This window comes from Protofrankia sp. Cas3, assembly GCF_963555955.1.
Classification (GTDB): Bacteria; Actinomycetota; Actinomycetes; order Frankiales; family Frankiaceae; genus Protofrankia.
The window spans coordinates 1-10,912 of record NZ_CAUVXP010000179.1 but is presented as its reverse complement, the minus strand read 5'-3'; the positions used below and the strand labels follow the sequence as shown (position 1 = coordinate 10,912).

The following is a 10,912-nucleotide window of genomic DNA, read 5'->3' as shown; positions in this document are numbered from 1 at the left end:
GGGCCAAGAGCCGACAGCCGAAGGCCGAGGCGACCCGTCGGAAGCGGGGTCAGCATCCTGGATGGCTCCTACGAACCGGGCACGTCGGTGCGGATGCCGCATCCGGCGAACCCGGAGTTCGGCTACCCGGACGCATCACGACCGGGCGTCTTCGATGCGATCAGTATGGAAACACAGTACTTCGGGTCGTCCCACTGGAGGTTGATCTTCATGATGAGCGTCGACGTACGCATGTGGTCCGCCGATACCGGACCGGCGCTCGATCCCGACCAGTTCTGGGCCTGACTCATGGGTACCGGACCGCAGACGATGTCGGACGCCGCCGTGAGCCCCGAGGCCCGCGCGGACGACCTTCTCCAGACGATGACGATCGAGGAGAAGGCACAGCAGGTCACCGGGATGCTACCGGTGGGACTCCTCGGCCGGGACGGCCTGATCCAGTCCCAGGCCGAGCGTCGCCTGCGCGACGGGATCGGCCACATCGGGATGCTGGGAATGGTCGGTCACAAGACGCCGGACCGACTGGCGAGGATCGTCAACGAGATCCAGCGGTTCCTCGTCACGGGCACCCGGCTCGGCATTCCAGCAATCTTCCATGTGGAGGCGCTCAACGGTGTGGTGGCGCCCGGGTTCACCACGTTCCCAACGGCGATCGGGCTGGCCGCCACGTGGAACCCCGGCGGTGTCGAGGAGATGGCCGGCGTCCTGCGCCGGCAGGCGCGGGCCATCGGTCAGACCTTCGCCCTCTCCCCCGTCATGGACGTCGCTCGGGACGCCCGCTGGGGGCGGGTCCATGAAACCTACGGCGAGGACCCGTACCTGACCTCGGCAATGAGTGTCGCGTTCACCCGCGGTCTGCAGGGCACCGACCTGCGCGAGGGTGTCATCGCCACCGGCAAGCACTTCCTGGGCTACGCGGTCACCGAGGGCGGCCAGAACATGGCTGCCACGGCGGTGGGGCCGCGCGAACTCTACGAGGTGTATGCCCGCCCGTTCGAAGCGGCGATCAAGCTCGCAGGCCTGGGCGCGGTGATGAACTCCTACAGCACCGTCGAGGGCATCCCGGTCGCTGCCAACCGCGAGATCCTCACGACGCTGCTACGGGAGCGGCTGGGCTTCACCGGCACCGTCGTCTCCGACTACCAGACCATTCACCACCTCCATGAGCGCCTCGGGGTCGCCCGGGACGCCGAGGAGGCCGGCCGGCTGGCGCTGGCCGCCGGCATCGACGTCGAGCTGCCAGCCCCGCACGGCTACGGCCCCACCCTCGCCCGGGCCGTCCACCGCGGAACCGTCCCCGCCGACCAGCTGGACCAGGCCGCGTGGCGGGTCCTGCGCGACAAGTTCGCCCTGGGTCTGTTCGAGGCGCCCTACGTCGACGAGGACCCCGTCGTCATCAGGGCGGTGGCCCGCCAGGGCGTCGACCTGGCCGACCGCCTCGCCCGGCAGTCCGTGACCCTGCTGACCAACGACGGCACCCTGCCGCTGTCCCGCGACGTCCGGCGGATCGCGATCGTCGGCCCGCACGCCGACGGCACCGCGTTCGCCTTTGCGCCCTACACCTACACCGCCGCGCTGGGGATGCTCGGCGCCCGATTCCGCGGCGAGGGGGGCGCCATGGACGGCGTCGAGGAGATGACCGGCGAGGTGCCGGACGAGGCGATCGAAGCGCTGATCGAGGAGGTCGCAGGCCCTCTCGCCACCCCGCTCGACGACTACGTGCGCAACACCTACGGCGCGCAGTCCCTCGCCGAGGCCGTCCGCCGCGGTGTCCCGGACGCGCAGGTGACCGTGGTCACCGGCTGCGGCGTCGTCGACGAGGAGCCGACCGACATGCCGGCAGCGGTGACGGCCGCCCGCGACGCCGACGTGGTGATCCTGGCGCTGGGCGGCCGTGGTGGCTGGTTCACCACTGCGATCACCGAGGGCGAGGGCAGCGACACCGCGAACATCGACCTACCCACGAACCAGGTCACCCTCGCCCGGGCCGTCGCGGCCACCGGCACCCCGTGCGTGGGCATCGTCTACACCGGCCGGCCGATGGCCCTGACCGCGATCGTCGACGTCCTGCCGGCGCTGCTGTACGGCTACTACGGCGGCCAGGCGGCCGGCCCCGCCATGGCCGACGTCCTGTTCGGCGACGTCAACCCGAGCGGCAAGCTTCCGATGTCGATCCCCCGGCACTGCGGCCAGGTACCGATCCACCACGGCCAGCCGGCCGGCACCGGGTACCGGCGCGCCGCCACTGACCTGCACCGGGGCTACCTCGACATGCCCGCCACCCCGCTGTTCGCATTCGGCCACGGACTGAGCTACACGACGTTCGCGTACACCGACCTCGTCATCAGCTCCGTCCAGGTCGACAGCGAGGGCGCCGTCACCGTCGCGGTGACAGTGCGCAACATCGGGGAACGGGCCGGCGAGGAGATCGTCCAGCTCTACTTCTGTGACCAGGCGACCGGCGTCACCCGGCCGGCCCAGGAGCTCGTCGGATTCACCCGCGTCGACCTCGCCGCCGGCGCCGGCGCCACCATCGAGTTCACCGTGGCGATGAGCCAGCTGGGCTACCTCGGCCTCGGCGGCGACGTCGTGCTGGAGCCGGGCCCGATCCAGGTGCTCGTGGGCAGCTCCTCGGACGACATCCGCCTGCGGGACGCCTTCGAGGTCGTGGGCGAGACGGCGGTGCTGCACGGCCGCCGCTCCTACCTCTCGAACGTCGCCGTCGCCAGGCCCGGCGAGCGACCGTAGGCCAGCCCGCCGGGCACACGAACCGGGCGTGCTCCAGGGCATCGAGCGCCTGTACGACTGGACAGCAATGGGGAGTCCGGGTGCGGGTCAGAAGGCTCCGGGACGGACGGTGCGCATGACGTCGTCGAGGACCTTGTCCAGCGGTGCCCGGCAGCCGGCTGCCATCCAGGCCCGCTTCGCCGCCTCCAGGCACGCCAGTGCGGCGCCGATGACCGCTTCGGGGCGGGCGTTGATCCCGGTGTCGGCCGGGCCGGGGTCGGGTGCGGGGCCAAGGCGGGCGGCGATATGCGGAATGAGCCGGTCGTGCCACCCGCACTGCTTGTCCAGGTTACGGGCCCGCAGTGCGGGATTGCCGTCGAGCATCTGCCGCAGACCGCGGGCGCCCTGTGGGTCGCGCGCGTGGTAAGCGAGTAGCACGTCGAAGGCGCGGCGCAGCGCCGTCCACGCGTCCTCGCCGGCAGGCCGCTGCGCCAGGGCCTCGGCGAGTGACTCGCCAAGGGCGTCGAGGTGGTCGAGTACGACGTCTTCCTTCGAGGCGAAGTAGCGAAAGAAGCTGCTGCGGGACATCCCGGCGACGGCCGCGATCTCGTCGATCGTCGTCGCGTCGTAGCCCTTGCGGGCGAACAGGTCCATCGCGACGGTCATCAACTCGGCCCGTACGGCGCGCCGGGTGCGTTCGCGGAGCCCGGGTCCAAGTCCGAGCCCGGATCCAAGTCCGAGCCCTCCAGACGCCTCAGCCATCACGGTCGTACTATACCTCGCGCCATAACTGCTTCTCGATTCCTAATCTGGAACTGAGTGCAGTGTTGGGCGTAGAGTGCCGATACGATTAAGCGGGTCAGCGAGCTGCGACGGAGGGGTGTCATGGATCTTTCTGGGGTGGGGGTATGGAGCATCCCCCTGCGTTTCGGGGACCCGGTCGAGGCCGCCGAGGCGGCTGCGGAGCTTGAGGAGCTGGGGTTCAGCGCGGTGTGGATTCCCGACATCGGGGGGCCGGTGTTCGACGCCGTCGGTCGTCTGCTGGCGGCGACCCGCCGGATGGTCGTGGCGACCGGTGTCCTGAACCTGTGGATGCACACGCCGGCGGACACCGCCGCGTCCTACGCGTCGCTGTCCGCCGCCCACGGTGACCGCTTCCTGCTGGGTGTCGGGGTGAGCCACGCGCCGATGGTGGACGCCTCCGAGCCCGGTCGGTACCGGCGTCCGATGGCGGCGATGGCGGCGTTCCTCGACGGCCTGGACACGGCCGAGCCGTCGGTGCCCGCCGAGGGGCGGGTGCTGGCCGCGCTCGGCCCGAAAATGCTTGAGGTTGCGGCGAAGCGCGCCCGTGGGGTGCATCCTTACCTCGTCACGCCGGAACACACGCGGCGTGCCCGCGAAGCGCTGGGTAACGGTGCGCTCATACTCCCGGAACAGTCAGTGATCCTGTGTTCGGGGGCGGAGGAGGCGCGGGCGATCGGGACGGACTGGCTGCGGCGGTATCTCGCTCTGCCGAACTACGCCAACAACTGGCTGCGGCTGGGTTTCTCACCCGAGGACCTGGCATCGGTGAGCGACCGCCTGTTCGACGCGCTGATCGCATGGGGGGACGAGGAGGCGATCAGACGCCGGGTGGACGAGCACCGTGCCGCCGGCGCCGACCACGTCGCCGTACAGGTGCTCGCGGCCGACCAGAACGCCTTTCCGCGCGAGCAGTGGCGTCGGCTTGCCGCCGCCCTGCTGTAGCGCCCCGGGCGTCCCGGGCGGTCCGCCCCACTGAAGTCGTTATCGGCGCTGCTTTCACGATGTGAGAGGAAGACTGAATGGCGGATGATCTGGGAGCCGCGGGACTGCGGGACGGGGCCGTGGCGGCCGTCGGGGAGATCCTGCAGACCGCCCCGGCCGCTCGCGCGCACGTCAGGCGGATGCTCAACGAACGTTACGGGCTCATCGACTACCAGACCATGTTCTGGGCGCTGCAACAGTCGCCGGAACCACGCGAGGGCATGCGCGCCTTCATGGAGAAACGGGCACCCGAATGGGTCCCCGAACAGTTCGCCGGCGACGGAGCCGGCCGATGATGACGCCGCTGGTCCTCGTGCACGGTGGCGGCTTCGACAGTCGCTGCTGGGATCTACTGGTGCCCCATCTCGCCGCGCCGGTGCCGCAAGCCGGGACCAGCGCCAGGCAGGCGCTGCGACCGGACGTCCAGGAGCACGTCGAGGAATCCCAGGCCGAGCGGCGGGAGACGATGGATCCCGCGCAGGTGAAGCGGTACTTCGGCAGTGACCTCGACGCCGGACACATGTGCATGATCAGCTAGCCGGCCGCGCTGGCCACGATCCTGCACCGCATCGCCGGCACCCGACGGACCGGTCGAGCAGCGCGGCCTGGATGCGGCCGGCGGTATGACCGTAGGGCGGTATGGCGGAATATCCGGCCTGGGGATCCGCTTGGACGGGGCGTGAAGGTACGGATCGGGATCGCGCCCGGAGCGGATTCCGGCGACAGTTTCGCGGACATCGTCGGCCGGCTTGACGAACTCGGTGTGGACTCTCTCTGGCTGCCGGAGCTTGTGTCATCACCGGGCCCGGACCCGATCGTCGGGCTGGCCTACGCCGCCGCGCGGACGCGCCGACTCAAGCTGGGTACCGGGGTGTCCGTCCTGCCGGGGCGCAACCCCGTGCTGTTCGCCAAGCAACTCGCCACTCTTGCACGTCTTGCCCCCGGCCGGATCCTGCCCGCCGTGGGCCTCGGTCCGGCGCAGCCGACCGACCGCGACGCCTTCCCCCTCCCGCCTGGACCACACGGCACCGGAGCGCGGGGCGAGGTCCTGGAGGAGGCGCTCGTCCTGCTGCGCCGCCTGCTGACGGAGCCGTCGGTCACCTTCCGCGGCCGGTACTTCACGCTGGACGAGGTCAGCATCGGCACCTTACCCACGAAACCCCTTGACATCTGGCTCGGCGGAGCCGCACCCACCGCGCTGCGCCGCATCGGCCGGCTGGGCGACGGGTGGCTGGCGTCCCTGGTCACGCCGTCCGACGCCGCCGAGGGAATCGCGACGATCACAGCTGCGGCTGATGCCGCCGGGCGGATGATCGATCCCGAGCACTACGGGCTGAGTATCGCCGTCGCGTTGGACGGCGGCATTCCGCCCGCGCTCGCTGCCGCGGTCCGGCGTCGGCGGCCCGACGCCGACCCTGCCTCCCTCGTGCCCGTCGGCTGGGACGCGCTCCGGCGCCGCATCGAGGACTACATCGCAGTCGGGGTGAGCAAGTTCGTGGTTCGCCCAGCGACGTCCCTGCCGGCCTGGAACGAGTTCATCGACCAGTTCGCCACCGAACTGCTCCCGATCGAGACCTGACCGGAACCGGGCACGGCCCTCGTAATCTCGGGGACGCCATCCCGTGGCGGTTCGGCGTCGGCAGCAACGCGATCAAGACCTGAGTAGCCTCGCCTGCGATTTCTTCACCGTCGACACCATCCTGCTGACCAGGTTGTACGTGCTGTTCTTCGTGGAGGCGGAGTCCCGTCGGATGCACCAAAGTCATCATCTTCAAACCCCGACCCAAAAGATCATGGCCGGAGTTCACCGTGTTCTGGATCATCCGGGCCTGGAACTCCTCGGCCAACAGCGTGACCCACGGCTCCACGCAGTGTGGCTCCCGTGACCACTGCCCGCCCAGCGCGTACTGGAGCCCCTCATCCCATTTCACCTTCCAGCCCCGCCGCCGTGGCATCCCCGCCCGCAAGCGCCACCAGCACCGGCCCCACAATATTTGCCGCCGCCTCCGCCCCAGTGGCCTGAACCTCCTCCAGCGCCCAGACTGCCAGCCGGAGCCGCTTCCGCAGTAACGACACCTCCATCGTCCGCAACACCGCCAGGTCATCGTCCACCGGCAACCACGCCGGCCACGGATGAGCCACCACCACCTCCGTCGGCACATCCAACACCGCAGCCAAAGCCCGCTGCGACAACTGGTCCGGCACCACCCCCTTGTGCTCCCACCGCCACGTCTTCTGTCGTTCCGCCGCCATATTCGGCACGCCCATCTGCCGGGCCTGTCGGGCAATCACCCGCGCCAGCTGCTGGTACGACCAGCCTCTGGCCGCCCGGACCCGGGCCAGCGGATGCATCCGCAGCTCGCGCCCCATGGCATCCTTCTCGTTCTCCGACCGTCCCGGCCCGCAAGCCTCAGCCGACTCGGCAATGTCGACCGTCACGGCCGCCGCCTCACGAGTCGCGCCATCGTCGCCCTCAGGCGCCCCAGTTCCTCGGTCACCGCGTCGACCCACTCCGTTAACGCCGCGGCTTCCCGTGGCTCCACCCCGGACAACTGGCCAGCCACCGCCGCCAAAGTCGCGCACGCCGTCCGTCCCTGAACCTCCGCCGCCCCAATCGCCAGCTCCAACCGGTACCGCAACGGGGAAGTCAGCCTCGTCCCCGACTCATCCGCCGGCGCCTCCCCTACCTCCAGCTCGCCACCGAACACGGCCTCAAGCTCGGAGGCCACCTCCGCCGGCCAGCTGACAACCGGCGGAAAAGTCGTCGGTCCCTCCGCGTCCGACCCGTCCGCCCATTGCTGTGGCAGGCGCGGTCTCACCACCCGGCTTCTCGTACATCTGCATTCCCCGCGCATGACGCCTCCAGACGCTATGGATGATCCATTACTAAGCCGGCCGACGCCCGGAGCCGGGGAGCGCATTCCTCAATACCCGGCCCCGGGCGCCCTTGTCACCGTGGCGGCCCTTGCCCCACCCCGGCAAGACGCCCCACGTCTTGAGATCATGCGTCCCCCGCATGGCGGTATCGCCATTACCCACCGTAATAGATAGACTCCGGGACCATATAGACTGGTGATCAAGAAAATCAAACGGGGGCGCCCCATGGACAAAGCCGAGGCCGCGCATCGTTACTGCCGCTGCGGCACCCGTCTCGCCCGGGATAACCATGACGGCCTTTGCCGCCCCTGCCAGCGCAGGGCCAGGGATCTCACCACCGGCGCGCCCGACATGCCGCCCGATTTCTGGACTATCTCGGACCAACTCCATGATGCCCTCAGCTCCTGGCACATGGGCCGCGTCATCGCCGCCTACCGCACTCATCCCCACCACGACACAACTCTGAGCCAAGAAACCGTGGCCAATTGGATGGGTATCACCCAGACCCAGCTCAGCCGCATCGAGAGTGGCCCGCCCCTCACCGACCTTGCCAAGCTCATCCGTTGGACCCAGATTCTGCGCATCCCCGAAGCCTTCCTATGGTTCAAGGTGCCGGGCCTGCCCCCGACGGCGAACCATCCGGCCCTCACCAACCCACCTCACCTGCCAGCCCGGCGCGACGCCCGACCCTCCGCGGGGCTTATCCCAGAACCCGTAAGGGACAAGCAGCCGTCGCTCTTCAACACAGTGCGTGACCTACACTTGCCAGAAGAGACGATAGCCGCCTTACTGGAGGAACCTTGGAGCGAGCCATCCGCCTTTCCCACCGACGACCGGTCCCCACGAGATGAGTCGGCCCATGACGACCTCATGCGCCTCCTGCAAGCTTGGGCCACCACCGTGAAGCGCCGTCAATTCCTCCTGTCAATGGGCCGAGCCGCCACCGCTGCGGCCACCATCCCCCTGCTGGCCGGTACAGAGGTCGAACCCGATCGCGTGCGGAGCGCCCTGGATCGCCCGGCGCGCGTCGATGCCACGCTCATCAGCCACATCGAAGAAGTCCTGCGCCACGCCCTAAGCCAGGACGCGGTACTCGGCCCGCAAGCCGCGATCCAAACCGTGTTGGATCAACGCCACCTTGCCCGGCATCTGCTCGAAGACTGTCCTCCCGACCTGCGTCCCCGACTCCTGTCCGTCTATGCCGGGCTCTGCCGGGCCACCGGCTGGTTCATCTTCGACCTCGGCCACTTCGATGCCGCCGTGCCGCACTTTGAGGAAGGCCGCACCGCTGCCCACGAGGCACGCAATACCGAACTCGACGCCCTCATCCTCTGCAACCTCGCCCAGACCGCCATCTGGCATAACCGTCCCCGCCTGGCCGTGGATCACGCCTCAGCCGCCGTGGCCTGGTCCTGGCGCACCCCGGACCGTGCCCTCCAGGCCAATACCGGCGACATGGCCGCCCGGGCCTTCGCCGCAGCCGGCGACTATGACGCTGCCATGCAGGAACTCCACCGGGCCGAAACCGCCCTGGCCGCTGCCGACCGCGCCCCCTCCCTCGTCGACTGGTACGACGAAGCCTTCCTCACCGGCATCCGCGGCCAGTGTCTGTTGGCCCTCGGGCGACCCGCCGAAGCGATCTCCATCATCACGCCGTCGCTGGCGGCCATGGATCCCACAGTGTCCATACGCAACCTCGCTATGACAACCGTCGACCTCGGCACCGCCTACATCCAGCAGGGCGAAGTCGAAGAAGGCGCCCGCACCCTTGGCCGGGCCAGCGAACTGGCCGCCCGTAACCGCTCCGTCCGCCTCGCCACCGGGCTTCGTACCGCCCGCGGCCAGCTTGAACCGTGGAAGAACACCCCGGCCGTCAGTGAGCTGGACGAGAAGATGGCTTCGCTGTGGGTGCTGCAGGGCGAGCCGCTTTTGCGGTCGTCACCCACCCTCCAGATCCCTGGCGCCAAATGATCGACTTCTTGCGGCACAAGCAGTAATCTGATTGTACTATTTTTAGTAGTGTATAAGTTACTTTATGCACCTGAAGTCCGTCTCCATCAAAAATTACCGCAGCATCGAGTCGGCCAACCTTGAGTTCGGCCCCCTCACGTTGTTCGTTGGCAAAAACAACAGTGGAAAATCAGCAGTTCTTAACGTGATCCACGCTATGCAGGTCACTGGGGGAATTTCACCCTCAGATATTCGCTACGGCGCCAGCGAAATGCAAATTAGCTATCAATTTGAACGGATAGTTCCCAGAAACTGGGGGCTATCTGCCGCCCAAGCAGAAACCGGCGTGGTTACCGTAGCTGTGAACCGAGAGTCCGGAAAGCAGCCACCGCATCTTCAATTGAGCAACGGGGCAAGTTTTAACGCTCGGGATATCTCCGCAATGGAGCCACAAAACTTTATTTACCCATTCCTTGCGAAACGCAAGGTGACCGCATTCGAGGAAGGAATTACCTCTCAACAAACATATGAAATACGGCCAAATCTTTCAAACCTTGCAGCAAGAGTAGAACTCCTGATGGATGTTAATCATCCTGCACATAGAGATTTTAGAAGCCTCGTGGATGAAATTATCAACTTGCCATTGTCGGCAGTACCATCGGCAAATGGCAAGCAAGTCGGAATGTGGGTAAATAGGCATGAATCTATCCCACTCATAGCCATGGGCGAAGGCATACCAAACATGCTGGGCCTTATCACGCAACTGTGCCTTGCCAAAGGACACCTCTTCCTGATCGAAGAACTGGAGAACGATATTCACCCGGAGGCGCTGAAAGCGCTACTGGGTGTGATTGAGCGTCGAGTTAACCAAAACCAATTTATCATCTCCACTCACAGCCACATCGTTGTTCGCTACCTAGGCGGCATACCGGCCACACGCATATATGAGGCGTCGCTTACTGACCGCATAGGCGATGACTACCGACTGCCAACCAGCACGTTTACTCTTGTCGAAAGTACAGTCACGGCACGCTCGGCGGTCCTAAAGAGGCTCGGTTTTGAGCTCTCAGACTTCGATCTGTGGGAAGGCTGGCTTATTCTTGAGGAATCTTCCGCTGAGCGCCTCATCAAAAACTACTTGATTCCATGGTTCGTCCCACGCCTTTCCATGATCAGGACCCTGTCGGCGGGCGGAACCAGCGAAGTTGAACCAACCTTCAATAACTATCGACGACTCTTTCTATTTGCTCACCTAGAGGAGCGCTACCGCGAGGCGGCGTGGGTCATCGTCGACGGCGACGAAAGCGGACGCAAAGTGATTGATAAGCTACAAACAACATTCGGCGCAACCTGGCCAAAGGACCACTTTCGTGTCTGGACTCACACCGACTTCGAGCGATTCTATCCTCAGCAGTTTACCGATGAGGTTGAGCGTGTCTTGGCCATGCCTCACGGGCAGCACAAACAGGAAGCCAAGATCGCGCTAGGAGAACAAGTTCGACACTGGTGTGACGAGAGCCCGGCGGAAGCAGAGGCCGCATTCAAAGAGTCGGCAATAGAAGTCATCACCCTG

10 protein-coding genes and 2 pseudogenes are annotated in these 10,912 nt (G+C 66.7%); 9 read left to right on the top strand and 3 right to left on the bottom strand.

What is annotated here, in order from left to right; all coding sequences use genetic code 11:
• Positions 1-285, top strand: a 285-nt coding sequence (locus U9983_RS23680) for a hypothetical protein (protein WP_322756131.1), incomplete at its 5' end; no start/stop codon positions are given.
• 24 nt (positions 286-309) lie between these two features.
• A complete protein-coding gene (locus tag U9983_RS23675) occupies positions 310-2,748 on the top strand; it encodes a glycoside hydrolase family 3 N-terminal domain-containing protein (protein ID WP_322756130.1) in 2,439 nt (812 codons plus the stop codon).
• A gap of 87 nt (positions 2,749-2,835) precedes the next feature.
• Here the strand turns inward: U9983_RS23675 and U9983_RS23670 are convergent, their stop codons facing one another.
• Positions 2,836-3,393, bottom strand: coding sequence for a TetR/AcrR family transcriptional regulator (locus U9983_RS23670; protein WP_322756129.1), 558 nt, complete (start codon positions 3,391-3,393; stop codon positions 2,836-2,838).
• Between the two features lie 219 nt (positions 3,394-3,612).
• Here U9983_RS23670 and U9983_RS23665 point away from each other — a divergent pair, with 219 nt between their 5' ends.
• The 5 genes and pseudogenes from U9983_RS23665 (at position 3,613) to U9983_RS23645 (ending at position 6,398) form a co-directional block, all read left to right on the top strand.
• On the top strand, positions 3,613-4,473 hold the full coding sequence (locus tag U9983_RS23665; protein ID WP_322756128.1) for an LLM class F420-dependent oxidoreductase: 861 nt from the start codon (positions 3,613-3,615) through the stop codon (positions 4,471-4,473).
• A 104-nt stretch (positions 4,474-4,577) separates the two neighbouring features.
• Positions 4,578-4,808, top strand: a pseudogene (locus U9983_RS23660) (enoyl-CoA hydratase/isomerase family protein); the annotation flags it as partial.
• Positions 4,805-5,050 (top strand): hypothetical protein, encoded by a 246-nt coding sequence (locus U9983_RS23655; RefSeq protein ID WP_322756126.1) that lies wholly within the window; start codon positions 4,805-4,807, stop codon positions 5,048-5,050. The pseudogene U9983_RS23660 and the gene U9983_RS23655, both read left to right, overlap by 4 nt.
• Before the next feature lie 141 nt (positions 5,051-5,191).
• Positions 5,192-6,091, top strand: coding sequence for a TIGR03854 family LLM class F420-dependent oxidoreductase (locus U9983_RS23650; protein WP_322756125.1), 900 nt, complete (start codon positions 5,192-5,194; stop codon positions 6,089-6,091).
• Between the two features lie 43 nt (positions 6,092-6,134).
• Complete coding sequence (locus U9983_RS23645; protein WP_322756124.1) at positions 6,135-6,398, top strand: hypothetical protein; 264 nt, start codon at positions 6,135-6,137, stop codon at positions 6,396-6,398.
• Positions 6,399-6,615: 217 nt separating this feature from the next.
• On the opposite strand, the pseudogene U9983_RS23640 reads toward U9983_RS23645, so the two are convergent.
• Both U9983_RS23640 and U9983_RS23635 read right to left on the bottom strand, forming a co-directional pair.
• Positions 6,616-6,882 (bottom strand): annotated as a pseudogene (locus U9983_RS23640) (transcriptional regulator); the annotation flags it as partial.
• 65 nt (positions 6,883-6,947) lie between these two features.
• Positions 6,948-7,334 (bottom strand): hypothetical protein, encoded by a 387-nt coding sequence (locus U9983_RS23635; protein WP_322756123.1) that lies wholly within the window; start codon positions 7,332-7,334, stop codon positions 6,948-6,950.
• A gap of 280 nt (positions 7,335-7,614) precedes the next feature.
• Here U9983_RS23635 and U9983_RS23630 point away from each other — a divergent pair, with 280 nt between their 5' ends.
• Both U9983_RS23630 and U9983_RS23625 read left to right on the top strand, forming a co-directional pair.
• Positions 7,615-9,360, top strand: coding sequence for a hypothetical protein (locus U9983_RS23630; RefSeq protein ID WP_322756122.1), 1,746 nt, complete (start codon positions 7,615-7,617; stop codon positions 9,358-9,360).
• Positions 9,361-9,424: 64 nt separating this feature from the next.
• A partial coding sequence (locus tag U9983_RS23625; RefSeq protein WP_322756121.1) for an ATP-dependent nuclease occupies positions 9,425-10,912 on the top strand: 1,488 nt, incomplete at its 3' end.

Bases quoted from the DNA above. Each gene is read 5' to 3' on its own strand.
- U9983_RS23665 (WP_322756128.1), top strand. From the start codon at position 3,613: ATGGATCTTTCTGGGGTGGGGGTATGGAGCATCCCCCTGCGTTTCGGG.
- U9983_RS23630 (WP_322756122.1), top strand. From the start codon at position 7,615: ATGGACAAAGCCGAGGCCGCGCATCGTTACTGCCGCTGCGGCACCCGT.
- U9983_RS23675 (WP_322756130.1), top strand. From the start codon at position 310: ATGTCGGACGCCGCCGTGAGCCCCGAGGCCCGCGCGGACGACCTTCTC.
- U9983_RS23670 (WP_322756129.1), bottom strand. From the start codon at position 3,393: ATGACCGTCGCGATGGACCTGTTCGCCCGCAAGGGCTACGACGCGACG.
- U9983_RS23655 (WP_322756126.1), top strand. From the start codon at position 4,805: ATGATGACGCCGCTGGTCCTCGTGCACGGTGGCGGCTTCGACAGTCGC.